Origin of the sequence: Pseudomonas sp. CMR5c (assembly GCF_003850545.1) — a bacterium.
Taxonomy (GTDB): Bacteria; Pseudomonadota; Gammaproteobacteria; order Pseudomonadales; family Pseudomonadaceae; genus Aquipseudomonas; species Aquipseudomonas piscis.
Map to the genome: position 1 here is coordinate 519,633 of NZ_CP027705.1, position 24,198 is coordinate 543,830.

19 protein-coding genes and 2 pseudogenes are annotated in these 24,198 nt (G+C 64.8%); 5 read left to right on the forward strand and 16 right to left on the reverse strand.

The window, feature by feature from the left end; translation table 11 throughout:
* Positions 1 to 14: 14 nt before the first annotated feature.
* The 6 genes from C4K40_RS02395 to C4K40_RS02420 are packed head-to-tail and all read right to left on the reverse strand — an operon-like array spanning position 15 to position 4,251.
* Entirely contained in the window at positions 15 to 1,688 is a 1,674-nt protein-coding gene (locus tag C4K40_RS02395; RefSeq protein WP_053132439.1) for an AMP-binding protein, read from the reverse strand.
* Positions 1,685 to 2,230, reverse strand: a complete 546-nt coding sequence (locus C4K40_RS02400; protein WP_053132437.1) for a hypothetical protein — start codon at positions 2,228 to 2,230, stop codon at positions 1,685 to 1,687. The genes C4K40_RS02395 and C4K40_RS02400 overlap by 4 nt, the downstream gene beginning before the upstream one ends.
* Positions 2,227 to 2,481 (reverse strand): acyl carrier protein, encoded by a 255-nt coding sequence (locus C4K40_RS02405; RefSeq protein ID WP_022640293.1) that lies wholly within the window; start codon positions 2,479 to 2,481, stop codon positions 2,227 to 2,229. The genes C4K40_RS02400 and C4K40_RS02405 overlap by 4 nt, the downstream gene beginning before the upstream one ends.
* Before the next feature lie 9 nt (positions 2,482 to 2,490).
* Positions 2,491 to 2,763: a phosphopantetheine-binding protein gene (locus tag C4K40_RS02410; RefSeq protein ID WP_022640294.1), complete on the reverse strand. Its 273-nt coding sequence runs from the start codon at positions 2,761 to 2,763 to the stop codon at positions 2,491 to 2,493.
* Positions 2,732 to 3,553 carry a 1-acyl-sn-glycerol-3-phosphate acyltransferase gene (locus C4K40_RS02415; RefSeq protein WP_053132435.1) on the reverse strand — a complete coding sequence of 274 codons (822 nt, stop codon included), beginning with the start codon at positions 3,551 to 3,553 and terminating at the stop codon, positions 2,732 to 2,734. Before C4K40_RS02415 ends, C4K40_RS02410 begins: the two co-directional genes overlap by 32 nt.
* A complete protein-coding gene (locus C4K40_RS02420) occupies positions 3,529 to 4,251 on the reverse strand; it encodes a beta-ketoacyl synthase chain length factor (protein WP_053132432.1) in 723 nt (240 codons plus the stop codon). The genes C4K40_RS02415 and C4K40_RS02420 overlap by 25 nt, the downstream gene beginning before the upstream one ends.
* A gap of 343 nt (positions 4,252 to 4,594) precedes the next feature.
* Between C4K40_RS02420 and C4K40_RS02425 the strand changes: the two genes are divergently transcribed.
* On the forward strand, positions 4,595 to 5,365 hold the full coding sequence (locus C4K40_RS02425) for a ParA family protein (RefSeq protein WP_022640297.1): 771 nt from the start codon (positions 4,595 to 4,597) through the stop codon (positions 5,363 to 5,365).
* A gap of 51 nt (positions 5,366 to 5,416) precedes the next feature.
* Here the strand turns inward: C4K40_RS02425 and trxC are convergent, their stop codons facing one another.
* On the reverse strand, positions 5,417 to 5,851 hold the full coding sequence (gene trxC, locus C4K40_RS02430) for a thioredoxin TrxC (protein WP_022640298.1): 435 nt from the start codon (positions 5,849 to 5,851) through the stop codon (positions 5,417 to 5,419).
* Between the two features lie 226 nt (positions 5,852 to 6,077).
* On the opposite strand from trxC, the gene C4K40_RS02435 reads away from it, so the two are divergent.
* Together C4K40_RS02435 and C4K40_RS02440 are read left to right on the forward strand one after the other, a co-directional pair.
* The gene (locus tag C4K40_RS02435) at positions 6,078 to 6,374 is read left to right on the forward strand and encodes a type II toxin-antitoxin system HigB family toxin (protein WP_022640299.1); all 297 of its coding nucleotides are present in this window, start codon (positions 6,078 to 6,080) and stop codon (positions 6,372 to 6,374) included.
* Positions 6,371 to 6,772, forward strand: coding sequence for a type II toxin-antitoxin system HigA family antitoxin (locus tag C4K40_RS02440; RefSeq protein ID WP_022640300.1), 402 nt, complete (start codon positions 6,371 to 6,373; stop codon positions 6,770 to 6,772). Before C4K40_RS02435 ends, C4K40_RS02440 begins: the two co-directional genes overlap by 4 nt.
* 1 nt (position 6,773) lies before the next feature.
* Here the strand turns inward: C4K40_RS02440 and selO are convergent, their stop codons facing one another.
* The 7 genes and pseudogenes from selO to C4K40_RS32150 all read right to left on the reverse strand — a co-directional run.
* Positions 6,774 to 8,237, reverse strand: coding sequence for a protein adenylyltransferase SelO (gene selO, locus C4K40_RS02445; RefSeq protein ID WP_053132430.1), 1,464 nt, complete (start codon positions 8,235 to 8,237; stop codon positions 6,774 to 6,776).
* A gap of 69 nt (positions 8,238 to 8,306) precedes the next feature.
* Positions 8,307 to 11,633, reverse strand: coding sequence for a mechanosensitive channel MscK (mscK, locus tag C4K40_RS02450; protein WP_022640302.1), 3,327 nt, complete (start codon positions 11,631 to 11,633; stop codon positions 8,307 to 8,309).
* A gap of 69 nt (positions 11,634 to 11,702) precedes the next feature.
* Positions 11,703 to 13,445 carry a potassium/proton antiporter gene (locus C4K40_RS02455; RefSeq protein WP_022640303.1) on the reverse strand — a complete coding sequence of 581 codons (1,743 nt, stop codon included), beginning with the start codon at positions 13,443 to 13,445 and terminating at the stop codon, positions 11,703 to 11,705.
* A gap of 166 nt (positions 13,446 to 13,611) precedes the next feature.
* Entirely contained in the window at positions 13,612 to 14,484 is an 873-nt protein-coding gene (locus C4K40_RS32135; RefSeq protein WP_371857916.1) for a methyl-accepting chemotaxis protein, read from the reverse strand.
* A pseudogene (locus C4K40_RS32140) lies at positions 14,467 to 15,264 on the reverse strand (MCP four helix bundle domain-containing protein); the annotation flags it as partial. The gene C4K40_RS32135 and the pseudogene C4K40_RS32140, both read right to left, overlap by 18 nt.
* A gap of 161 nt (positions 15,265 to 15,425) precedes the next feature.
* The gene (locus C4K40_RS32145; protein WP_372238138.1) at positions 15,426 to 16,298 is read right to left on the reverse strand and encodes a methyl-accepting chemotaxis protein; all 873 of its coding nucleotides are present in this window, start codon (positions 16,296 to 16,298) and stop codon (positions 15,426 to 15,428) included.
* Positions 16,281 to 17,051 (reverse strand): annotated as a pseudogene (locus C4K40_RS32150) (MCP four helix bundle domain-containing protein); the annotation flags it as partial. The gene C4K40_RS32145 and the pseudogene C4K40_RS32150, both read right to left, overlap by 18 nt.
* A gap of 311 nt (positions 17,052 to 17,362) precedes the next feature.
* On the opposite strand from C4K40_RS32150, the gene C4K40_RS02470 reads away from it, so the two are divergent.
* Both C4K40_RS02470 and C4K40_RS02475 read left to right on the forward strand, forming a co-directional pair.
* The gene (locus C4K40_RS02470; RefSeq protein WP_022640306.1) at positions 17,363 to 17,593 is read left to right on the forward strand and encodes a hypothetical protein; all 231 of its coding nucleotides are present in this window, start codon (positions 17,363 to 17,365) and stop codon (positions 17,591 to 17,593) included.
* The gene (locus C4K40_RS02475) at positions 17,590 to 17,892 is read left to right on the forward strand and encodes a cell division protein ZapA (RefSeq protein WP_031320336.1); all 303 of its coding nucleotides are present in this window, start codon (positions 17,590 to 17,592) and stop codon (positions 17,890 to 17,892) included. Before C4K40_RS02470 ends, C4K40_RS02475 begins: the two co-directional genes overlap by 4 nt.
* Before the next feature lie 76 nt (positions 17,893 to 17,968).
* Here C4K40_RS02475 and C4K40_RS02480 read toward each other — a convergent pair whose 3' ends face one another.
* Entirely contained in the window at positions 17,969 to 19,771 is a 1,803-nt protein-coding gene (locus C4K40_RS02480; RefSeq protein ID WP_053132424.1) for an acyl-CoA dehydrogenase, read from the reverse strand.
* Positions 19,772 to 19,949: 178 nt separating this feature from the next.
* Positions 19,950 to 23,903, reverse strand: a complete 3,954-nt coding sequence (gene putA, locus C4K40_RS02485; protein WP_053132421.1) for a trifunctional transcriptional regulator/proline dehydrogenase/L-glutamate gamma-semialdehyde dehydrogenase — start codon at positions 23,901 to 23,903, stop codon at positions 19,950 to 19,952.
* Between the last annotated feature and the right edge of the window lie 295 nt (positions 23,904 to 24,198).

Genomic DNA, 24,198 nt, shown 5'->3' on the forward strand with positions numbered 1-24,198 from the left:
CCTGGCTGGGCAACTTATCCACAGCTGTCCTCCAGCAGGATACGGCCGCTGGAACAGGCAGCCCCGGCATTGAGGTAGGCGAAGTACAGCTTCTGGCGCTGGGTGTCGAAGCGCAGGTTCAACTGGATGCGATCGCCGGGGCGTATCAGTTGCTGGAACTTCAGCACTTCCATCCCGGCGAAACGGCCCGGCAGTTCCAGCAGGCGCTGGCCGAGGGCCAGGGCCCAGTCCACCTGCACCACCCCGGGAAGGATCGGCGCCTGGGGAAAGTGCCCGCTGAAATAGGCCAGGTCCGGGGGGATCGCCAGTTGCAGCTGCCACTCGTCGTCCTGCTGCAATTGGGCCAGGACTTCCGGCTCCCGCGGGCGCGGTGCCTGGAGCAGGGCCTGGACCTGGGCCTGGGGCAGCTTGCCCTGGGCGGTGAGCGGCAACTGGCGCAGCAGGCGCCAGCGCCGGGGCAGGGCCAGGGCCTCGCAATGCTGGGCCAGGTGCTGGCGCAGGGCCTGGACCAGGTGGCGCCGGCCCTGGTTGCGCAGTACATGCAGGCCGGCTTCGTCGAGCACCAGCAGGGCGCCCAGGTAGGCACGGTTCTCCTCGATCACCCCAAGGCGGGCCTCGGCGACCCAGGCGTGGCTTTCCAGGGCCTGCTCCAGCATGGGCAGGGAGATGCGTTTTTCTTCCAGCTTGACGATGCGGTCCAGGCGCCCCAGCAGTTCGAAGCGACCGTCGGTGGCGATCCGCACGGCATCGGCACTGTGTTCCACGTGTCCGGCCGGCAGGTAGGGCGAGGCGATCAACAGCGCGCCGTCGGCATCCTGGCCCAGTTGCACATCGGCGAAGGGTTGCCACAGTGTCGCGCCCTGGCGCCAGGCGATCCCGCCGGTCTCGGAGCTGCCGAGGATCTCCGTGGGCCATTGCCCCAGGCGCTGCTGCAAGCTCTCGGCGGCGGGCGCGGGCAAGGCGCCGCCGGAAGAAAATACCCGCCGGACCTGGCTCAGGGCCGGCCAGTCGAGGTTGTCGCCCATGCGCTTGAGCAGTGCCGGGCTGGCCACCCAGGCGAATGCCGGGCATTCGCGGCTGGCCCGTTGCAGGTCTTCGGGGAACGCCAGTTGGCGCCGCAGGAACGGGCGACCGGCGCACAGCGGCCAGAGCACCCGGAACAGCAGGCCATAGATGTGCTGGGTGGCGACGCTGCCGATGATCCAGGCCGGGCCCAGGTCGTGGCCCCAGAGCTGCTCCAGGGCCTGTACTTCATTGGCCAGCTGGCGCAGTCGCTTGTCGATGCGCTTGGGTTCGCCGCTGGAACCGGAGGTGCACAGGCTCAGGCGGCAGGTGTCCAGGTCCAGTTCGGCCGCCGCCAGGGGGGCGGTCGCGGTTGCCGGCAGTGGCGGGTCCTGGTCGGTCAGCCACAAGTCGACCTCCGTCGCCCAGCGCTGGCGGGTCTGGGCTTGCAGATCGGCGGGCAGCAGCACGCTGGCCCCGGCACGCCAGGCTCCGAGCAGGGCCACCGCCAGTTCCATGGCATCTTCCAGGTGGATCGCCACGCGCTCGACGTGCAGCTCCCGGAGGGTCGCGGCCAGGCCAAGGGCCCGGGCCTGCAGGGCCGCAAGGTCGATATCGGGATGGGCGCCGGCCAACCGTGGCCCTTGTGTCTCGAGCAAGAGCTGCTCAAGGGGAATCCAGTTCATCTACGGCCTCTTACCCGTTGGCGCAACAGCCATTCGATGGCGAACAGCAAGCCCATCAGCCCGTAGGCGATCAGGCCGTTGTACAGCATCCACCAGTCCAGCGGCGCCCAGAGTGTCAGCGCGGCGGCGATCAGGCCATTGCAGAGGAAGAACAGACTCCAGGCGATAGTCACCTGGCGGGTGTAGCGTATGGCCTGTGGCGGCAGCTCCGGCTCGCTGAGGCGGGCCAGGCGCTCGGCCACTGGCGGGCCGTACTTGAGGCTCAGGCCGAACACCCCCAGCATGCAGGCGCTGATCAGCACCGGGTACCAGCGCAGTAGCCCCGGGCGGTCGAACCAGGCCAGCAACAGGCAGAAGATGAGCGCGGCACCGGCCATCCACAGGCTGCCGGGACGACGCTCACCGGTCAGTGCCCGGACCAGCCACAGGCTGCCCAGCAACAGGCCGAATTGCCATGGCGCGAAGTGCTCCATGCCGAAGTACACGGCGAAGGGATAAAGCAGGCCGGCCAGCAACAAGCCCAGGCCGATCAGGCGGTTCATGCGGCCGGCTGGACCAGACGATAGACCGCCTCGACCACGTCGTTGACGGTACGTACCGACTTGAACTCCTCGGCGGCGATTTTCTTGCCGGTCTGGCGCTTGATGTGGTCGATCAGGTCGACGGCGTCGATGCTGTCGATTTCCAGGTCCTGGTACAGGTTGGAGTCCAGGCTGATGCTCGACGGCTCCACTTCGAAGAGTTCGACCAGGGCATCGCGCAGGGTATTGAAGATGTCGTCACGGGTTTGCATGGTCGGTTCTCAAGCTGCCTGTTTTGCGCTGACGAAGGCCGCGAGGCTCGCCACGTTGCTGAAGTGATTGCGGGTGTCCTTGGCGTCGGCGTCGATCTTGATGCCGTACTTCTTCTGGATCGCCAGGCCCAGTTCCAGGGCGTCCACCGAGTCCAGGCCGAGGCCTTCGCCGAACAGTGTCTGCTGGTCGCCGATGTCCTGGGCGCTGATGTCTTCCAGGCCCAGGGCATCGATGATCAGCAGTTTGATTTCAAGCATCAGGTCCGGGTGCGTATCGCTCATCTTTGGCGAGCTCCTTGGTGAAATAGTTGTGCAAGTGCTCATTGAGCTTGCGCGAAGCCTGGGGCGCCGGGCCCTGGGCGGCAAAGGTCTGTGGGTCTATATCGGCACCGACGTGAAAACTGAAGTGCACCCGGCGTTGCGGGATCCGGTACCAGGGCTCGGCCTTGGTCAGCGTGCTGGGGCTGACCCGGATCACCACTGGAGTGATGAGCTTGGCACCGCGCAGGGCGATCGCCGCGGCTCCCCGATGAAAGGCCGGCGCTGCGCCAGGAAGGGTGCGGGTGCCCTCGGGAAAGACGATCAGCGTCTGGCCTTCGTGCAGAGCCCCGCAGGCGTTCTCGAGCATCTCCAGGCTGCCGTCGTTGCTGATGTACTGGGCCGCGCGCACCGGGCCACGGGTGAAGGGGTTGTTCCACAGGCTGTCCTTGACCACGCAGTTGGCGTCGCGCACCAGGCCGATCAGGAACACCACGTCGATCAGCGACGGGTGGTTGGCGATGATCATCTGGCCCGGGCGCCCCAGTTGCCCGGCGCCCTGGACCTCGTAGGTGAGTACGCCGCACCTGGCCATCCAGCGGATGAACAGCCAGAACAGCCGGCTGATGGTCTTGCGCGCCCGCAACCGCTGGCGCAGGGCATCTCCGGGCAGGCAGGCCAGCAGCGGGAAGATCACCAGGCGCAGGCACAAACCACCTATTCCGAACACTGCAAAGCTCAGCGCCGTGGCCACCAGGCGCCAGTAATAGGCATCGCGCCCCTTGGTCTTCACTGGTTGCGTTGCCAGGTCCATGTGCGATTCATCCAGGCATGTTGGCAATAAGGTTGCGGCCCGAGCAGGGTACGCAACAGGTTCAGGGCGTGGGGCCATTGGGTTGGAGCCTGGGGCTGGCTGCCGGTGCCATCCAGGGACAGTTGCCATTCCTCGCCTGGGGTCAGCAGCAGGCCCAGGGCATAGGGAAAGGGCACATCGTCGATCCAGTCGGCGTAGGCCTGGGGTGGCTGCTCCTCGGTGATCACCAGCAGTACGTGGGGCGCGCCGTCGGCCAACAGCGCCGCAGCTTCCAGCATGCCGTGCTCCAGGCCGTCCCCGGCCGCGGCCAGGGCGGTCATCTCGCTGGTCTCGCCCCGCATGATGGACCACAGGCCGATCACCGCGTTGTGCACCGAGAGACTGAACTGGGTGGGCGACAACGGTTGCTCGGCGGCCAGGTCGCTGAGGATCTCCAGGGTTCGCGGGGTTTCGCCATGGCGGGAAATGAACACCAGGGGCAGGCGCTCGAGGCCCTCGGCCAGGGGCCAGCCAACGCTGAAGGCCATGCGGGCCAGGCGGCTGAGGCGGCGGCGCTGCATGGCGGGCAGGAAGGAAACGTCCGGAGCGCTATCGCTGCTGGCCGGCAGGGCCGGCTGCTGGCACCAGGCCTGCCAGGCGTCCACGCCCTCGAGCCCAGGGGCCCACGCACGCCATTGAGCGATATTGAACTTGATCACTTGGTTTCATCCCGCCCCTGCGGGCTTTCTTGACGTGGTGCGGCGCTGGGGGTGGCGCCTGGCCAGGATGACGCGTAAGCGCCAGTGGCGCGCATTATCCCGGTGCAACAGTCATGTAGCAAATAGCGGATGGGCTGCTGGTCGCAAATGAGAAGAATCTGCCGTGGGGCGAAAGCCCCTTCGCCACCATCGGCTGCCAGGGCCTTGTGCAGGCGCCTGGCAGCGGGGCTGGCGCAGTAGCCGACCGGTCCCGGGATAGCCGGCCGAACTTGTGTTGCCGAGGTAGCTAAGGGGCGGCGTCGGCTACTACACTCGGTGATCTTTGATACACGGAGGTCTAGCTATGCGGCGCGTGGTGTTCAATCAGAAAGGTGGCGTGGGCAAGTCGAGCATTGCCTGCAATCTGGCGGCGGTCAGCGCCAGCGAGGGGTATCGCACCTTGCTGGTGGACCTCGATGCCCAGGCCAACTCGACCCAGTACCTTACCGGCCTGACCGGCGAGGACATTCCCATGGGCATCGCCGACTTCTTCAAGCAGACCCTGTCTTCCGGGCCGTTCTCCAGGAAGAACCAGGTGGACATCTACGAGACGCCGTTCGACAACCTGCATGTGGTGACCGCCACGGCGGAACTGGCGGATCTGCAGCCCAAGCTGGAGGCCAAGCACAAGATCAACAAGCTGCGCAAATTGCTCGACGAGTTGTCCGAGGATTACGAACGGATCTACCTCGATACCCCGCCAGCCCTGAACTTCTATGCGGTATCGGCGTTGATCGCGGCCGATCGTGTGCTGATTCCCTTCGACTGCGACAGTTTTTCCCGCCAGGCCCTGTACGGCCTGCTGGCCGAGATCGAAGAGTTGAAGGAGGACCACAACGAAGAGCTCGAGGTCGAGGGTATCGTGGTCAACCAGTTCCAGGCCCGGGCCAGCCTGCCGCAACAGATGCTCGACGAGCTGATTGGCGAAGGCCTGCCGGTGTTGCCGGTGTACCTGGCCAGCTCGGTGCGCATGCGTGAATCCCACCAGGCCAGCCTGCCGCTGATCCATCTCGACCCACGGCACAAGCTGACCCAGCAGTTCGTCGACCTGCACAACCTGCTGGAAAACGCCTGAGTTTCAAGTTGCCATGGGCGCAGGGCATGACCTGCGCTTCATGGCGTCATCTCAAATCCCCTGGCTGCGCAACCAGCCGATCAACTGCGGCAAGGGCAGGGCGCCGCTTTGCCGGGCCACTTCCCGGCCATTCCTGAACAGGATCAGGCTTGGAATCGAACGAATGCCCAACTGTGCCGAAAGCTGCTGGTTGGCTTCGCTGTCGAGCTTGGCCAGGCGGCATTTACCGCTCAGTTGCGCGGCGGCCTGCTGGAAGGTCGGCGCAAAGGATTTGCACGGCCCGCACCAGTCTGCCCACACATCCACCAGCAACGGCAGGTCGCCCTTGACCTGGCTGGCGTAATCGCCCTGTTGCAAGTCAAAGGGTTTGTCCAGCAACACCTCGGCCTTGCAGCGCCCGCACCTGGGATGGTCGCCCAGGCGCTCGGCGGGGATGCGGTTGAGGCCGTTGCAGTGCGGGCAGGGGATCAGCAATGGGGCGGTCATGGGGGCTCCGGGTCAGTGGCCAATGGCATCTATCTGGAGTCGTGGCGCGGATTTATCAAGCCGCCGGGCCGGTGGTTGCATCCGCTCACATATCGGCGGGCAGTCGGTGCTGCGCAATCTCTAGTCTTGCCAGAAGGCGGACCGTCGGTCCGACCGACTGCATAGCGTATTGCTATGGTCGGATTTGCTGATTAGCCTCGATAGCAACATGCGATAGGGAGGTTGCATGCATATCATCACCGCAAAACGTATCTGGCAGGCCAAGGAGCAGTGGCCGCAGACCGCACGAGCGCTGGATACCTGGTATCGCAAGGCCAAGGGCGCCAGGCCAGAGGACTTTTCCGATATGAAGGCGTTGTTTCCGGCGGTCGATAAGGTCGGGCGCTTCCATGTCTTCGACATCGGCGGCAACAAACTGCGGTTGATCGCACTGGTGCGCTATGGAGTCCAGCGGCTCTACATCAGGCATGTACTGGACCACGCCAGCTACGACAAGGGGCTGTGGAAGGAGGAAATAGAATGAGCATACTGGTCAGCCAGGCGGCGGAGCACTGGCAATTCGTCGCGCCGCTGCTGCGCAAGCCCAGGACCGAGGCCGATTACGATGCTCTGGCCCTGGCCCTGGATGAATTGCTGGACATCATGGGCGAGGATGAGGCTCATCCGCTGGCCTCACTGGTGGACATCATCGGTGATTGGATCGAGGCCTATGACGAAGAGCATCGGCCGATACCTCCCGTCAGTGGCGTGGAGGTCTTGCGCTCGTTGATGCACGAGCACGGCCTGACCCAGAGCGACTTGCCCGGGGTCGGGGCGCAATCGGTGGTTTCCGAAGTGCTGAGTGGCAAGCGCCAGCTCAACCTGCGGCAGGTGCGCTGGCTGTCCGAGCGCTTCAAGGTGGCGATGGAAGTGTTCGCCTGACTCAGGACGAACAGCTGATTTCCAGGTGCTTGCCCCAGTCCGGCGGCCGCTTGGCGTAGCTGTCCATGCCGGCCTGCTCTTCGAACGGCCGGCTCAGCACCTGGTGCAGACGCCGGACTTCGCTGTAGTCGCCCGATTCCGCGGCTTCGATGGCCTGTTGCGCCAGGTAGTTGCGCAAGACATACAGCGGATTGACGGCGTGCATGCGCACCCGGCGCTGTTCCTGGCCCTGCTGCGGATCGCGGTCCACCCGTGCCACGTACGCCTCGGCCCAGGCATCGAAGCCCTTGAGATCGACGAAGTCGTCACGCAGCTGCGCCACGGCCAGCTCCGGCGCCATGTCCCCCAGGCGGCGGAAGAACAGGCTGTAGTCCACGGCGCTGCCCTGCATCAGTTGCAGCAGCCGTTCCACCAGTTGCTGGTCGGCGTCCTCGGCATGGGTCAGGCCCAGGCGCCGGCGCATCAGGTCCAGGTAGTGGGCCTGGTACAACGGCAGGAACAGGCCCAGCGTTTCACGCAGGTCCTCGACCGCAATCAGTGGGGTCAGGGCCTGGGCCAGGGCGCTGAGGTTCCATTGGCCGATGGGCACCTGGTTGCTGAAGGAGTAGCGACCCTGGTCATCGGAGTGGTTGCAGATGAAGTGGGCGTCGAAGTCGTCGAGGAAGGCGAAGGGACCGAAGTCGAAGGTGATGCCCAGGATCGACATGTTGTCGGTGTTCATCACGCCGTGGCAGAAGCCATAGGCCTGCCATTTGGCGATCAGCTCGGCATTGCGCTCGACGATCTCGCGAAACATCGCCAGGTAGGGCTGGGGCTGGTCCCGGCAGTCGGGAAAGTGCTGGGCCAGTACGTGCTCCGCCAGCTGGGTGTGCTGTTCGGACTTGCGCGTGTAGTAGAAGTATTCGAAATGCCCGAAGCGAACATGACTGGGCGCCAGGCGCAGGACCATGGCGCCGCGCTCCTGCTTCTCGCGCCACACCGGGGTGTCCGAGCCGATCACGCACAGCGCCCGGCTACTGGGAATGCCCAGGGCATGCAGGGCCTCGGAAGCAAGGAACTCGCGGATCGACGAGCGCAGCACCGCGCGGCCATCGCCCATGCGCGAGTAGGGCGTCTGGCCGGCGCCCTTCAGGTGCAGGTCCCAGTATTGGCCGGCTGCGTTGCGTACTTCCCCTAGCAGCAAGCCGCGACCATCTCCCAGCTGGGGGTTATAGGAGCCGAACTGGTGCCCGGAATAGATCATCGCCCGGGGTTCGGCCTCGGACCACAGCTTGTGCCCGCCGAACAGCTCGGCGAATACCGGGCTTTCGGCGACGGCGGGGTCCAGGTCCAGCAGGGCCATGGCTGCCGGGCTGGCCACCACCAGGCGCGGGTTGTCCAGGGGCTCGGGCAGCACATGGGTCGAGAAGGCGTCGCCCAGGCGGGCGAAGCGATTGTCGAAGGTCAGTTCGTCGAGGGCTTTCAACGGCCATCTCCCAGCAGAATGTCCGAGTATTCTGCTGGGCAAAGCCGTTCGCGTCGAGTTCGCCGGGCGTTAGGGTGCTGGCTTTTCCGGCGCTGGCGGGTCCTGGGGTTTCTCCGGGCCGATGGGCACCATCTTGTACTCCTGGCCTTGGAGGTTCTTGAGATAGACCTCCATCTGCCGGAACGAGATGTTGATGTGCTGCTTCTTGAACTCGCGGCTGATGAAGCGGTTGACCTCGTCGATCACCGGGTTGCGGTCGCCCAGTTCGCGCACGTGCATGCGCAGTTCGTGATCCAGGGTGCTCTCGCCGAAACTGAGGAAGTACACCTGGGGTTCCGGTTCCTTGAGTACCCGTGGGTTCTCCCGGGCGGCCTTGAGCAGCAGTTCCTTGACCAGGTCCAGGTCCGAACCGTAGTCGACGCCGAGTTTCAGGGTCACGCGGGTGATGGTGTCGGTCAGCGACCAGTTGATCAGTTGCCCGGTGATGAAGGTCTGGTTCGGGACGATGATGTCCTTGCGGTCGAAGTCGGTGATGGTGGTGGCGCGGATGCGGATCCGGCTCACGGTGCCCGACAGGTTGCCGATGGTGATGGTGTCGCCGATCCGCACCGGGCGCTCGAACAGGATGATGATGCCGGAAATGAAGTTGGCGAAGATCGCCTGCATGCCGAAACCCAGGCCTACCGATAGCGCGGCCACCAGCCATTGCAGCTTGTCCCAGCTGACGCCGAGAGTCGACAGGGTGGTGACGAAGCCGACCCCGGCGATGGCATAGGAGAGCAAGGTGGTGGTGGCGTAGGCACTGCCCTGGGCCAGGTTCAGCTTGGACAGCACCAATACTTCCAGCAGGCCCGGCAAGTTGCGCGCCAGGGCGAAGGTGATGCCGACGATGATCAGCGCGCCGAGCAAGTCGCCGATGCTGATGGGCACCATGCTCATGTTGGCGCCGGTGCCGCTGGTGTACTCGTAGAGGGTCACCCGGTCCAGGTAGGAGAACACCGAGATCAGGTCGGCCCAGACCCAGTACAGGGCCACCATGAAGCCACCCAGCAGGGCCAGGCGGATCAGGCGCAGGGACTGTTCGTTGACCTTCTCGATGTCCATGGTCGGCTCTTCGACCACCGCTTCGCCGCTTTCACCGGCCTCCTTGGCCGCCTGGCGCTTGCTCAAGGCGCGCTGGTAGGCCAGGCGCCGCGCCGCGACGGCCAGGCCGCGCACGAAGGTGGCCTCGACCACCAGCCACAGCATCAAGAGGTACAGGGTGTTGATCAGGCGATCGCTGAGCTTCAGGGCGGTGTAGTAGAAGCCGAAGCACACGGCGATGAACAAGGCGATCGGCAGCAGGGTGAACAGCAAGCCCACGGCCTTGCGGAACAGCGAGGCGTTCTCGTGGGTCGGGCTGCTGAGCAGCAGGCGACTGAGCAGCCAGGCCATCAGGGCATAGCAGGTCAGCACCACGGCGATGCCCAGTACATCCTCGGCCAGGGCCGCGGGTTGCAACTCGGCCACCGTGACCACCGCCACCAGGGCCAGGACCACCAGGCCCAGGCGGCGGATCCAGCCACGCAGGAACTCCACCTGGGGTTTCTCCCAGCGAAAGTGCAGTTCGGCCACGCCGCCGGGGGCCAGGATCCGATAGGCGGTGTAGAACACCAGCCAGGCCTGGGCGATCTGCAGCAGCGCTGCGCCCAGGGTGGCGTTCTGTCCCCGGGCATCGATCTGCAGGGCATAGCCGCACAGCGCCAGGCCCAGGGCCAGGGGCATCGCCAGCAGGACGTTGACCAGGATCGCCAGGGGCGTGTGCCACTGGCTATCACGTTTGAAGTGGCCGATATCCTTGTGCACCTTGCTCAGGCGCGCATACAGGCTCTTGCGTCGCCACAGCAGGGCGCCGATCAACAGTAGCAGGGGCAGGAACAGCAAGGGCTGCTGCACCAGCGCGTCGATCAGCTCGCTGAAGCTCGAGGCCCAGGGCAAGGTGGTGACCTGGTACTGCAAGCGATCGGGCACCTGGCGCAGCCATGCAGTGTCCAGTGGCTTGTTGCTGGGGATCCAGAACATCTGCTCGTCGAGGGTCGCCCGCAGGGTTTGGGTGGTGCTGAGCAGCTGCTTCTGGTTCAGCTGCAGGGTGATGGATTCATTGAGCAGCGCGCTCAACTCGCGGTTCAGGCGGTCCAGCAGGTCGACCCGGGTATTGGCCAGTTCCAGCAGGGTCTTGCGCAACTGCGGGGTGACCTGCTCGGGCGGCTGGTTCTTGAGCAGGTTGTCGACGTAGGCGGTGGGGCTGCTGAGCAGCTCGCGCTGCTGGCTGACCTCGAACTGGTAGAGGCGGATATCGGCGATATTGTTCGCCAGGTCGCGGTCGACCTTGAGCCGCGGCAGGGCCTGTTTCTGCTTGTAGAGGATCTTGGACAGCAACAGGCTGCCCTTGAGCACGCTGATCTGCTCGTCCAGCGCCGCGGCGACCTGGGTCACGTTGTCCAGTTGCTGCTTGGTCTGCAGGTTGCGCTGGGTCTGTTCGTTGAGTTGGTCGGTGAAGTGCAGCAGGTAGTCGGAGGCTTCGAGATTGATGGCGCTCTCGGTGGCCAACAGGCTGCTGCCGCCGGCTTTCTGCGCTTCGATGGACTGCTGGGTGACCGTCTCCTGGGACTGGGCCAGGCGCTTCTGGTTGATCAGGGTCTGCAGGTCCTGGGTTTCCTGTTCCAGGCGCGCGATCTTTTCCACCAGCAGGTCGTGCTGGCTGCTGCCCAGGTCTTGCAACTGGCTGTTGCCTGCCAGTTCCTGGCGACGCAGCGGGATCAAGGCATTGATCGCCGCGAGCTCGGCATTGAGCAGGTTGCGCTGGTCGCTGCTCAGCAGCTTGCCGTTGTCCTTGCCCGCCTTGAGGATGGTGTTGATCTGCAGGATTCGCGTCTGGCCGTTGCTGATCTCGGCCTGGGCCCGTTCGGGGCGGGTCTGGGCGCTGATGGTCAGGCTGTTGGCCTGGGCCAGGGCTTTTTGCAGTTCACCCTGGGCGGTGGTGCGCTCGGCCAGCAGTTGCTCCAGCTGCGTCACGCTCAGCGTGGCATAGCGCTGGGTCACCGGCACCACCTTGCTGGCCTTGAGGCGTGCCAGCTCGCGCTGGTTTTCCAGGGTCTGGCGTGGAGCGTTGGCCAACTGCTGCTTGAGCTCCGGCAGGCGCTGTTCGTAGTCCTGCAGGTTGGCCAGTTGGTTCAGGGTGTTCTGCAAGACGGTCTGCAGGGCCTTCTGATCGACTTCCGACAGCTTGCGCTCGGCGATCTTGTCCAGGCTTTGCTGGACCGCCTCGGCGCTGGGCGGATCGCCGCCCTGTGCGGCGCCGACAGAGAGACTCAGGCCCAGCAGGGCAATGGCGAAAATTTTACGCAGGGTCGGCATAGGGATCGATCGAGCAAGCAAGTAGGAATAGGGGGAATGCGACGGCAAGAATCTGACGCGTTTCCGAGTTTAGAGGAAGAGTCCGGGGCCGGGGCGACTTCCTTCGGGGAATCTGACGCCGACTTTGCCGATCTTGTTCCCGTCCATCACCGCGACGGTCCAGGTGGTGTTGTTCCACTCCACCTGGTCGCCGACCACCGGTGCACCGCCGACCTTCTGGGCGATGAATGCCGCCAGCGGCATGTCCGCATCCTGGCCGTCGAGCTTGAGTCCGTAGAGCGCCGAGACCGCGCCCAGTTGGGCATCGCCTTCGAGGACGAAATCGCCGAAGAAGCGCAGGTCCAGGCCGCGTTCCGGGGCCTGGCTGAAGAGTTTGCCCAGGGCCGGGAGGTTGTGTTCATGGCCGATCACGCACAGCAGGTCGTCGGCCTCCAGCACCGTACTACCCGACGGGTGGAGCAACTGCTGACCGCGAAACAGGGCGGCGATGCGCGTGCCTTCGGGCATCTTCAATTCCCGCAGGGCCGCGCCGATGCACCACTTCTCCGCGCCCAGGCGGTAGACGAACAGTTCCCACTCGCTGGTGACATGGACTTCCAGGGCAGCACGGGAAATCGGCGCCGGCTCCGGCGGCACCGTGACCTTCAGCCACTTGGCCACCCACGGCAGGCTGGTGCCTTGCAGCAGCAGGGAGATCAGCACGATGAAGAACGCCAGGTTGAAGTACAGCTGGGCGTTGGGCAGGCCGGCCATCAGCGGGAACACCGCGAGAATGATCGGTACCGCGCCACGCAGCCCGACCCAGGAGATGAAGGCCTTTTCCCGGCCATGGAAGGCCCGGAATGGCAGCAGCCCCACCAGCACCGACAACGGCCGGGCGAACAGGATCATCCACAACGCCAGGCCCAGGGCCGGCAGGGCGATGGGCAGCAGGTCGTGGGGAGTGACCAGCAGCCCCAGCACCAGGAACATGCCGATCTGCGCCAGCCAGGCCATGCCGTCGAGCATGTGCAGGATGCCGTGGCGGCTGCGTACCGGGCGGTTGCCGATCACCAGGCCACACAGGTACACCGCGAGGAAACCGCTGCCATGCAGGGCGTTGGTCAGGGCGAACACCACCAGCCCGCCGGCGATCACCAGGATCGGGTACAGGCCATTGGCCAGGTGGATGCGGTTGACCAGTTGCAGCATCAGCCAGCCGCCGCCGAGGCCGATCACCGCGCCAATGCCGAATTCGCGGATCAGTTCCACCAGCAGGCTGAAGTGCAAGCCGGTATGGCCATTGGCGAGCATGTCGATCAGGGTGACGGTGAGGAACACCGCCATCGGATCGTTGCTGCCGGACTCGATCTCCAGGCTCGCGGTCACCCGCTCGTTGAGGCCCTTGCCTCCCAGTAGCGAGAACACCGCCGCGGCGTCGGTGGAACCGACGATGGCGCCGATCAGCAAGCCCTGGATCAGGTTGAGGTCGAACAGCCAGGCTGCGGCCATGCCGGTCAGCCCGGTGGTGATCAGCACTCCTACCGTGGCCAGTGACAGCGCCGGCCACAGGGCCACGCGAAAGCTCGCGACCCGGGTGCGCAAGCCGCCGTCCAGGAGGATCACTGCCAGGGCCAGGTTGCCCACCAGGTAGGCGGTCGGATAGTTGTCGAAGATGATCCCGCCGCCGTCGACGCCGGCGGTCATGCCCACGGCAAGGATGATCACCAGGATCGGGATGCCCAGGCGGGAAGAGAGGGAACTGACCAGGATGCTCGCACCTACCAGCAACGCGCCGATCAAGAACAGGCTGTTGATGGTCGTCGCATTCAAAGGCAGTACTCCAGAGCGGGAAAGGCGGGCGCGAACTGACCATGCAGTCTGCGTGCCATCGATTCTAACCTGCTGAAATGTGCCGCTGTCAAAAGCTTTTCATGGCAGCGACGCAGGCCCCGGCGGACGGTATCCGTCGGGGCTTTGGCCGGGTTTGCGAAGGCCTTCAGAGGTTGAAGCGGGCGACCATGCTGTTGAGGTCCACGGCCAGGCGCGACAGCTCGTTGCTGGCTGCACTGGTCTGGTTGGCGCCGGTGGCCGATTGCACCGACAAGTCGCGAATGTTCACCAGGTTGCGGTCCACTTCCCGGGCCACCTGGGCCTGCTCTTCGGCGGCGCTGGCGATCACCAGGTTGCGCTCGTTGATTTCGATGATCGCGCTGTTGATGGTGTCCAGGGACAGGCCGGCGCCCCGGGCGATGTTCAGGGTCGACTCGGCGCGCTCGGTGCTGTTGCGCATGGAGTCCACGGCCTGTTCGGTACCGTTCTGGATGCTGCCGATCATGCGTTCGATTTCGCTGGTGGACTGCTGGGTGCGATGAGCCAGGGCGCGGACCTCGTCGGCGACCACGGCAAAACCACGTCCGGCCTCGCCGGCACGGGCGGCCTCGATGGCGGCGTTGAGGGCCAGCAGGTTGGTCTGGTCGGCCAGGCCACGGATCACGTCCAGGACCTTGCCGATGTCGCGGGATTCGTTGGCCAGGTCGCCGATCAGGCTGGCGGTGTCTTGCACGTCGCCGCTCATGCGTTCGATGGCGGCCACGGTTTCCTGTACCAGGTCGCGGCCGTCGCCGGCCGAGGCGGTGGCGTTCTTCGAGGCTTCGGAAGTGCTGACGGCGTTGCGCGCCACCTCTTCCACGGCGCTGGTCATTTCGTTGACCGCGGTGGCGGCCTGCTCGATCTCGTTGTTCTGCTGGGTCAGGCCGCGAGCGCTTTCCTCGGTGACGCTGTTGAGTTCCTCGGCGGCGGAGGCCAGTTGGGTGGCGGAGCCGGAGATGCGCTGCAGGGTGTCGCGCAGTTTTTCCTGCATCTTGGCCATGGCCCGCAGCAAGCGGCCGGCTTCGTCGCTACCGTCGGCCTGGACCGGGCGGGTCAGGTTGCCCTCGGCGATTTCCTCGGCGGCTTCCAGGGCCTTGGCGATCGGCTGGGTGATGCTGCGGGTCAGCAGCCAGGCGAACAGCAAGGTCAGGCCAGTGGCCAGGAGCAGCAGGACCACCACCAGCTTGAACGCGGCCGAATACTGCTCGGCGGCCTGGCGGTTGGTGTCCACTGTCTGCTGGGTGTTGATCTCCATCAGGCGGTTGAGCACGGCGTTGATCGCCTCGGAGTTGTTCAGCAACTCGGAGTTGAGCAGGTTGCGCAACTCATCCACCTGGTTGTTGCGCGACAGGCTCTTCATCCGCTCTTCGATCTGCCGGTACTGGCCCAGCAGCTGGACGTACTGGTCATAGGCGGCTTTTTCCGCCGGGCCGGTGATGAGCTTTTCATAGGTGGCCTGGGCCGTGCGGATCTGCTGGTTGCGCATATCCAGCAGCTCCATGGTCTTTTGCTGGACATCCGGCTCGCGGTTCACCAGCAGGCGATAGGACAGCACCCGCAGGCGCAGGGTCAACTGGGTGAACTCGTCGAGGCTCTGGATGCTCGGCACGCTGCTCAGGGTGATGTCTTCGGCGGCGCCACGGATCTTGCTCATCTGGTTCAGGGCGAACACCCCGAGGATCAGCATCAAGCCGCCGATCATGGCAAAACCGAGGAAGGCCCGCGGAGCGATATTCATATTACGAAGGGACATGATAGGTACCAGGAAGAGCGCATCCATGCGGGGCTTGAGACTGATCTACCGTGACTTATCGGTCGTACGACTAAAGTCTTGAGTCCTGTCGTGGATTTCAGTCTCGCGCGGGTGTCGCGGATGGCTCTTGTGCTGGTCGTTCATTCCGGGCCCGGCCTGCAAACAGGGGTGGGGCCGAGGGCGTCGGATCAGAGGCGGAAGCGCGCCACCAGGCTGTTCAGGTCCACGGCCAGGCTGGCCAGTTCATTGCTGGCGGCGCTGGTCTGGTGGGCGCCGGTGGCCGACTGCACCGACAGATCACGGATGTTCACCAGGTTGCAATCCACTTCCCGGGCTACCTGGGCCTGCTCTTCGGCGGCGCTGGCGATCACCAGGTTGCGCTCGTTGATCTGGATGATCGCGCTGTTGATGGTGTCCAGGGACAGGCCGGCGCCCCGGGCGATGTTCAGGGTCGATTCGGCGCGCTCGGTGCTGTTGCGCATGGAGTCCACGGCCTGTTCGGTGCCGTTCTGGATGCTGCCGATCATGCGTTCGATTTCGCTGGTGGACTGTTGGGTACGGTGGGCCAGGGCGCGGACTTCGTCGGCGACCACGGCGAAGCCGCGTCCGGCCTCGCCGGCACGGGCGGCCTCGATGGCGGCGTTGAGGGCCAGCAGGTTGGTCTGGTCGGCCAGGCCACGGATCACGTCCAGGACCTTGCCGATATCCCGGGACTGATTGGCCAGGTCGCCGACCAGGCTGGCGGTGTCCTGTACGTCGCTGCTCATGCGTTCGATGGCGGCCACGGTTTCCTGCACCAGGTCGCGGCCGTCGCCGGCCGAAGCGGTGGCGTTCTTCGAGGCCTCGGAAGTGCTGACGGCATTGCGTGCCACTTCCTCCACGGCGCTGGTCATTTCGGTGACCGCGGTGGCGGCCTGTTCGATCTCGTTGTTCTGCTGGGTCAGGCCACGGGCGCTTTCCTCGGTGACGCTGTTGAGCTCCTCGGCCGCGGAGGCCAGTTGGGTGGCGGAGCCGGAGATGCGCTGCAGGGTGGTGCGCAGGTTCTCCTGCATCTTGGCCATGGCCCGCAGCAGGCGGCCAGCCTCATCGTTGCCATCGACCTGGACCGGGCGGGCCAGGTTGCCCTCGGCGATTTCCTCGGCAGCTTCCAGGGCCTTGGCGATCGGCTGGGTGATGCTACGGGTCAGCAACCAGGCGAACAGCAAGGTCAGGCCGCTGGCCAGCACCAGCAGTGCCACCACCAGGTCGAAGGCGTTGTGGTACTGCCTGGCCGCCTCCTCGGCGGCGGCGGTGGAGTAGCGGGTATTGATCTCCAGCAGGCGGTTGAGGGTGCTGTTGATCGCTTCGGCGCTGTCCATCAATTGCTCGTTGAGCAACGCTTGCATGGCCTCCAGCTGGCCGTTGCGCGACAGTTCGATCAACTGGCTCTCCAGTTGGCGGTGATGGGTCAGCGCCTTGATGTATTCGGCGTAGGCGGCACGCTCTTCGGGGAGGCTGATCAGGGCTTCGTAGCGCGGGCGGATATCGTCGATCTCCTGGTTGCGCTTGACGATGGTCTCCAGTGCCCTTTGCTGGGCCTCGGCGTCGCGATTGACCAGCAGGCGATAAGCATTGACCCGCAGGCGCAGGCTCAACTGGGTGAAGTCATCGACGCTCTTGATGCTGGGGAGGGTGTCTTGGGTGATCAGCTCGGTGGCCGCGTGGATCTTGCCCATCTGGTTCAGCGCAAAGACGCCGAGAAACAGCATCAGGCAGCCGATCAGGGCGAACCCGAGGAAGGCCCGCGGGGCGATGTTCATGGTGCGCAGGGACATTGTTTTCACCTGTATGAAGCGCGGTTGGCGCTTTGGGAAAATGGATGAGTACCTGGCTATCGCGTGGGGAAAATGCTTCTTGAATCGCCAAAAGCGGTTTCGGAAATTTCCACTGGCTTGTCCGATTTTTCGGGAAAAGTCCTGGTCTCCGACCGGGGGTCAGGAACCCCAGGGGAGAATGACAGTCTCTAGCAGCTCTCGCGGAAGGGTCATCGCCAGTAAAATCAAGGCTTTGCGCCTGGATAACCCTGGCATCCAGGGTGACTTTTCTTTATCGTACGCGCCCTTTGCAAAAAGCCCGGAAGATCAAAATGTTGGAAGCATCCCTCAGCCAATTGGAACAGCTGGTCAGTGACCTGGTGGTACAGAACCAGGAGCTGCTCGGCACTAACGAAGCCCTCAAGGCACAACTGGCCCAGGCCAGGGACGAGAACGAAAGCCTGCAGCTGAACCTGATGGAGCAGGAAGAGAAGCACGGCGCCACCGCTGCCCGCATCCAGGCCCTGGTTGAGCGCGTCACTGCGAGCCCGGCCAATCCATGAGACATCACAGCGATGGAGTGAGAGTGGTCTCGATCCTCGGCGAGGACTATTCGCTCAAGGCGCCGGCCGGACAGGAGCAGGTCCTGATGGATGCGGTGCAGATGCTCCAGGCCGCCCTGGCCGATACCAAGAAGAAGTTCCCGACCCTGATCGGCGAGCGTCTGCTGGTACTGGCGGCGATGAACCTGTGCTCGCAGCAGCTGGAGATGCAGAAGCGCCACGAGCAGGAGCTCGAGCGCTACCAGGAACAGGTGAGCGCCACGGTCGACGTGATCGCCAAGACCATCCAACAGAACTGATCCCGCTGAGCCGCCTCAGCCCGTTGCGGCTGGAGTCACGCAATGGCCCCGACGCGCTTGCCGGGGCCCGTGGCGCTCAGAACCACTCGTCGCGCATCGCCAGGCAGGTATCGTCCCGGGCCTCCAGGAGCTTCAGCTCATGCTCGCAGCCCGGCACTTCCCAGGTGAGGAAGTAACGCGCAGACTGCCGCTTGCCCAGATAGAAATCCCGATCCGCCGCATCTCCCCGGGCCAGGCCTTCCTCGGCGCGGATCGCCTGCTCCAGCCAGCGCCAGCCAATCACCGCATGGCCGAAGGCTTTCAGATAGAGCGCCGAGTTGGCCAGGGTCGCGGTGACCTTGCCAGTGGCCAGGTCGCCCAGTAGCCCCAGGGTCACGGTTTGCAGGCGCGCCACCAGTTGTTCCAGGGGCTGGCGCAGGGCGTCCAGGCTGGAGTGGGCCTGGGAGCGCCCGCAGGTCTCGATGATCAGGCGGATCAGGCGCTTGAGCCCCGCGCCGCCATTCTGTGCCAGCTTGCGCCCCAGCAAGTCCAGGGACTGGATGCCGTGGGTGCCCTCATGGATCGGGTTCAGGCGGTTGTCGCGATAGTACTGCTCCACCGGGTACTCGCGGGTGTAGCCATGGCCGCCGAGGATCTGGATCGCCAGTTCGTTGGCCTTGAGGCAGAACTCCGAAGGCCAGGACTTGACGATCGGGGTCAGCAGGTCCAGCAACTCGTGGGCCTGCTGGCGTCCGGCTTCATCGTCCAGGGTGGTGGTGTCGTCGAATAACCGGGCCGCGTACAGGCCCAGGTCGAATGCGCCTTCGACATAGGCCTTCTGGGTCAGCAGCATCCGGCGCACGTCGGCGTGCTGGATGATCGCCACCTGGGGCGCGCTCGGGTCCTTGCCATCTGGCAGGCGCCCTTGAGGGCGCTCGCGAGCGTACTCCAGGGAGTAGAGGTAGCCGGCATAGCCGAGCATCACCGCACCCATGCCGACGCCGATGCGCGCCTCGTTCATCATCTGGAACATGTAGGACAGGCCCGCATGGGGTTTGCCCACCAGATAGCCGACGCATTCGCCGTTATCGCCGAAGTTAAGCGCAGTCGAAGTGGTGCCGCGATAGCCCATCTTGTGGAACAGGCCGGCCAGCAGCACATCGTTGCGCTGGCCCAGCGAGCCGTCGGCGTTGACCAGGAACTTGGGCACGATGAACAGCGAGATGCCCTTCACTCCGGGGGGCGCATCCGGCAGCTTGGCCAGCACCATGTGCACGATGTTCTGCGCCAGCGAGTGGTCGCCACCGGAGATGAAGATCTTGTTGCCCTTGATCCGGTAGCTGCCGTCGCCGGCCGGTTCCGCGCGGGTGCGGATATCCGCCAGCGACGAGCCGGCGTGGGGCTCGGTCAGGGCCATGGTGCCGAAGAAGCGACCGTCGATCATCGGCTGCAGGAAGCGCTGTTTCTGCTCCTGGCTACCGAAGCTCTCGATCAGGTTGGCTGCGCCCATGGTCAGGAAGGGGTAGGCGGAGCTGCCGACGTTGGCCGCCTGGAAGTGGGCGAAGCAGGCCTGGGACAGCAGGGTTGGCAACTGCATGCCGCCGGCCTCGAAGTCGCGGGTGGCGTTGAGGAAGCCGGCCTCGAGAAAGGCGTCCACCGCCGGTTTCACCTCGGAGATCAATACCGCCTGGCCGTTTTCATAGCGCGGTTCGTGCTCGTCGCCCTTGCGGTTGTGCGGGGCGAAATACTTCTCGGCGATGCTGCGGGCGGTGCCCAGGGCGGCGTTGAAGGTTTCGCGATTGTGTTCGGCAAACCGTTCGCGTTGGGTCAGGCCCTCGGCATCGAGCACCTCATACAGTTCAAAAGCCAGATTGCGGGAACTGAGCAAGGTCTCGGACATGGCGGCTTACCTGTTGATTGAGGAAATGAGCCGAGTCTAGACCTGTGAATGAAGGTCGGATAGGAAGATTGATAGGCGTGATGAAGCGGGAGAAACCAAGCTACAAACCAGAGCCAGAAGCAAAAACGGCAAGCAAAGGCTGTTGCCCCTGCTTGCCGCTTGTAGCTTGCCGCTGCTCTTAACCGATGGTCATCAGGCTGGCGTTACCGCCGGCCGCAGCGGTGTTGACGCTCAGGGCGCGTTCGATCACCAGGCGTTCCAGGGCGATCGTCGTTTCGCCCTGGGACAGGCCCTGGACGCCGACGATGGCACCGGCGCGCTGGGCCACCTGCTGGCAGACGCCGCGCAACTGGTCGGAGTCGCCGTGGTGCAGGACCGCGTCGAACACGGCCTCATCCTTGGTCCAGTCGGCCACGCGCTTGATGCGTACCTGGATTTCCCGGGGCAGGCGGCCGAACAGAGCCTTGGACACGGCGTTTTCCGGCCAGACTGCCGAGCCGCCGACGGCCAGTACCGCCGCCAGTTGCGTCAGCAGGTCGCCTTCGATTTCCGCCAGGCACAGCACGTGCTCACGGGGCAGGATGGCGTAGCTGTTGCGCTCGCCGGTCGGGCCGGCCAACTGCCGGGTGATCCCGCTCTGCGACTGGCCGGCGAACTGTTTGCACAGGGCCGAGAGTTCCGCCAGCTTGGCGCTGTCGGCCCAGGCTTGCAGGGCCGACAGCGGCTTGAGCAGCGAATCGCGCAGGCGCAGGTCCGGGGCGCTGATGGCGTCGGCACGGACGAAGGACTGCTCGATGGCGTCCACCGGACGGGTCGACAGCAGGCGGTACAGGTACAGCGGGCCGCCGGCTTTCGGGCCGGTGCCCGACAGGCCTTCGCCACCGAATGGCTGCACGCCGACCACGGCACCGACGATGTTGCGGTTGACGTACATGTTGCCGGCGTTGACGTTGTCCACCACCTTGGCGATGGTCTCGTCGATCCGGGTATGCACGCCCAGGGTCAGGCCGTAGCCGGAAGCGTTGATCTGGGCGATCAACTGGTCGATGTCCTTGCGCTTGTAGCGCACTACGTGCAGCACCGGGCCGAAGATCTCGCGCTGCAGTTCGTCGAAGCTTTCCAGCTCGATCAGGGTCGGCATGACGAAGGTGCCGCGCTTGATTTCCTCGCCTTCGGCGATGGCCACCTGATACACGGTACGGCCTTTGTCGCGCATGCCCTGGATGTGTTTCTCGATCCCGGCCTTGGCTTCGGCGTCGATCACCGGGCCGATGTCCACGGCCAGGCGCTCGGGGTTGCCCAGGCGGCTTTCGGCCATGGCGCCCTTGAGCATTTCGATCACGCGGTCGGCGGAGTCTTCCTGCAGGCACAGTACGCGCAGGGCCGAGCAACGCTGGCCGGCACTGTCGAAGGCCGAGGACACCACGTCGATCACCACCTGCTCGGTCAGGGCCGAGGAGTCGACGATCATCGCGTTCTGGCCGCCGGTCTCGGCGATCAGCGGGATTGGCCGGCCCTGGTTGTCCAGGCGCCCGGCGATGTTGCGTTGCAGCAGGCGGGCGACTTCGGTGGAGCCGGTGAACATCACGCCCTTGACCCGCTCGTCGCCGACCAGGCCGGCACCGACGGTCTCGCCACGGCCTGGCAGCAGTTGCAGCACGCCTTCGGGAATGCCGGCTTCCAGCATCAGGCGCACGGCCTGGGCGGCTACCAGCGGGGTCTGCTCGGCAGGCTTGGCCAGTACCGGGTTGCCGGCGGCCAGGGCTGCGGCCACCTGGCCGGAGAAGATCGCCAGCGGGAAGTTCCACGGGCTGATGCACACCACCGGGCCCAGTGGACGGTGGGCGTCGTTGCTGAAATCGTTGCGGGCCTGCACCGCGTAGTAGCGCAGGAAGTCCACGGCTTCGCGCACTTCGGCGATGGCGTTGGCGAAGGTCTTGCCGGCCTCGCGGACTAGCAGGCCCATCAGCGGCTGGATTTCGCCTTCCATCAGGTCGGCGGCGCGTTCCAGGATCGCCGCGCGTTCGGCCGGCGGGGTCGCCTGCCAGATCGGTGCGGCGTTGAGGGCGCACTGGATGGCGTTGTCGACGTCGACAACGGTGGCCTCCTGGACATGGCCCACCACGTCGCGGTGGTCGGACGGGTTGAGTACCGGCGCCGGGGTTTCTTCGCTGGCCGGGCAGCCGAGCAGCGGCGCGGCTTTCCAGTCGTTATGGGCAGTGGCCAGCAGCGCGCAGGACAGCGATGCCAGGCGATGCTCGTTGGCCATGTCGATGCCGGCCGAGTTGGCGCGGTCGGTGCCGTACAGGTCGCGCGGCAGCGGGATGCGCGGGTGCGGCAGGCCGACACCGCCTTCCAGGGTGGCCATCTGTTCGATCTGGCTGACCGGGTCGGCCACCAGTTCCTGGATCGAGATCGACTGGTCGGCGATACGGTTGACGAACGAGGTGTTGGCGCCGTTTTCCAACAGGCGGCGAACCAGGTAGGCCAGCAGGGTCTCGTGGGTGCCCACCGGAGCGTAGACGCGGCATGGGCGGTTCAGCTTGCCGTCGGCGACCTTGCCCACCACTTGTTCGTACAGCGGCTCACCCATGCCGTGCAGGCACTGGAACTCGTACTGGCCGGGGTAGTAGTTCTGGCCGGCGATATGGTAGATCGCGGACAGGGTATGGGCGTTGTGCGTGGCGAATTGCGGGTAGATGACTTCCGGCACCGACAGCAGCTTGCGCGCGCAAGCGATGTAGGAGACGTCGGTGTAAACCTTGCGGGTGTAGACCGGGTAGCCTTCCAGGCCCTCGACCTGGGCGCGCTTGATCTCGCTGTCCCAGTAGGCGCCCTTCACCAGGCGGATCATCAGGCGGTGGCGGCTACGGCGCGCCAGGTCGATGACGTAGTCGATCACGTACGGGCAGCGCTTCTGGTAAGCCTGGATCACGAAGCCGATACCGTTCCAGCCGGCCAGTTGCGGCTCGAAGCACAGTCGCTCGAGCAGGTCCAGCGACAGCTCCAGGCGGTCGGCTTCCTCGGCGTCGATGTTCAGGCCGATGTCGTACTGCTTGGCCAGCAGGGTCAGGGACAGCAGGCGTGGGTACAGCTCTTCCATCACGCGCTCGTACTGGGCGCGGCTGTAGCGCGGGTGCAGGGCCGAGAGCTTGATCGAGATGCCCGGGCCTTCGTAGATGCCGCGACCGTGGGAGGCCTTGCCGATCGAGTGGATGGCCTGCTCGTAGGAAGCCAGGTATTTCTGCGCGTCGTGCTCGGTCAGTGCCGCTTCACCGAGCATGTCGTAGGAGTAGCGGAAGCCCTTGGCTTCGAACTTGCTGGCGTTGGCCAGGGCTTCGGCGATGGTTTCGCCGGTGACGAACTGCTCGCCCATCAAGCGCATGGCCATGTCCACACCCTTGCGGATCATCGGCTCGCCGCTCTTGCCGATGATGCGGCTCAGGGAAGAGGTCAGGCCCGCTTCGTTGTGGGTCGACACCAGCTTGCCGGTGAGCAGCAGGCCCCAGGTGGCGGCGTTGACGAACAGCGACGGGCTGTTGCCCAGGTGCGGCTGCCAGTTGCCGGTGCTGATCTTGTCGCGGATCAGCGCGTCGCGGGTGCCTTTGTCGGGGATGCGCAGCAGGGCTTCGGCCAGGCACATCAGCGCCACGCCTTCCTGGGACGACAGGGAGAACTCCTGCAACAGGCCCTGGACGATGCCGGCCCGGCCGCCGGCGCTCTTCTGGTTGCGCAGTTTTTCGGCGATGGAGGCGGCCAGCTTGTTCGCGGCCTCGGCGGTGGCGGCCGGCAGGCGCGCCTGCTCCAGCAGCATCGGCACCACTTCGGGTTCCGGCCGGCGATAGGCCGCGGTGATGGAGGCACGCAGTACCGATTGCGGCAGGATGCTCTCGGCGAATTCGAGGAAGCATTGGTGAGCATGGTCGGTGATCACGTCACCGGCGTCGTCGCCGTCGCGGGCGATGGCGTTGCTCAGCTCGGTCAGGGTTGCACCACCCTCGAGTTTCTCCAGGTAATTGAAGATCGCCTGCTTGATCAGCCAGTGCGGAGTCCGATCAATCGAGGCCGCGGCCGCCTTGAGACGTTCGCGGGTAGGGTCGTCGAGTTTGACCCCGAGGGTGGTGGTAGCCATATTTTTATCCTCATGTTTGCCACGCGAGTGTGGCATCAGCTGGCGGCAAGATTATCCGCGAGCCGAAATAGGTGCAACCGGGTGCAACCCATTTTTACCGGGAAAAAATCGCAGTTTGTCAGGAATAAAATTCCGCTACACAAAGTAGGGATTCGATCTGGTGCATTCGCTTCTGAAAAAGATTTTCCTTGCTCCAAAAAGGAGCAAAAACGTCACCAACCGCCGATTTATCGACAAGGTGCAACTGATTCACGTCAAATCGGTTGCACCTTGTTCATTTTGTTGCATAGGATTC

Excerpts from the sequence above, each read along its gene's own strand:
- trxC (WP_022640298.1), bottom strand. The coding sequence starts at position 5,851 with ATGACCGCCCCATTGCTGATCCCCTGCCCGCACTGCAACGGCCTCAAC.
- C4K40_RS02400 (WP_053132437.1), bottom strand. The coding sequence starts at position 2,230 with ATGAACCGCCTGATCGGCCTGGGCTTGTTGCTGGCCGGCCTGCTTTAT.
- C4K40_RS32145 (WP_372238138.1), bottom strand. The coding sequence starts at position 16,298 with ATGGCCAAGATGCAGGAGAACCTGCGCACCACCCTGCAGCGCATCTCC.
- C4K40_RS02410 (WP_022640294.1), bottom strand. The coding sequence starts at position 2,763 with ATGAGCGATACGCACCCGGACCTGATGCTTGAAATCAAACTGCTGATC.
- mscK (WP_022640302.1), bottom strand. The coding sequence starts at position 11,633 with ATGCCGACCCTGCGTAAAATTTTCGCCATTGCCCTGCTGGGCCTGAGT.
- C4K40_RS02405 (WP_022640293.1), bottom strand. The coding sequence starts at position 2,481 with ATGCAAACCCGTGACGACATCTTCAATACCCTGCGCGATGCCCTGGTC.
- C4K40_RS02480 (WP_053132424.1), bottom strand. The coding sequence starts at position 19,771 with ATGTCCGAGACCTTGCTCAGTTCCCGCAATCTGGCTTTTGAACTGTAT.
- C4K40_RS32135 (WP_371857916.1), bottom strand. The coding sequence starts at position 14,484 with ATGGCCAAGATGCAGGAAAAACTGCGCGACACCCTGCAGCGCATCTCC.
- C4K40_RS02440 (WP_022640300.1), top strand. The coding sequence starts at position 6,371 with ATGAGCATACTGGTCAGCCAGGCGGCGGAGCACTGGCAATTCGTCGCG.
- C4K40_RS02475 (WP_031320336.1), top strand. The coding sequence starts at position 17,590 with ATGAGACATCACAGCGATGGAGTGAGAGTGGTCTCGATCCTCGGCGAG.
- putA (WP_053132421.1), bottom strand. The coding sequence starts at position 23,903 with ATGGCTACCACCACCCTCGGGGTCAAACTCGACGACCCTACCCGCGAA.
- C4K40_RS02470 (WP_022640306.1), top strand. The coding sequence starts at position 17,363 with ATGTTGGAAGCATCCCTCAGCCAATTGGAACAGCTGGTCAGTGACCTG.
- C4K40_RS02395 (WP_053132439.1), bottom strand. The coding sequence starts at position 1,688 with ATGAACTGGATTCCCCTTGAGCAGCTCTTGCTCGAGACACAAGGGCCA.
- C4K40_RS02435 (WP_022640299.1), top strand. The coding sequence starts at position 6,078 with ATGCATATCATCACCGCAAAACGTATCTGGCAGGCCAAGGAGCAGTGG.
- C4K40_RS02415 (WP_053132435.1), bottom strand. The coding sequence starts at position 3,553 with ATGGACCTGGCAACGCAACCAGTGAAGACCAAGGGGCGCGATGCCTAT.
- C4K40_RS02425 (WP_022640297.1), top strand. The coding sequence starts at position 4,595 with ATGCGGCGCGTGGTGTTCAATCAGAAAGGTGGCGTGGGCAAGTCGAGC.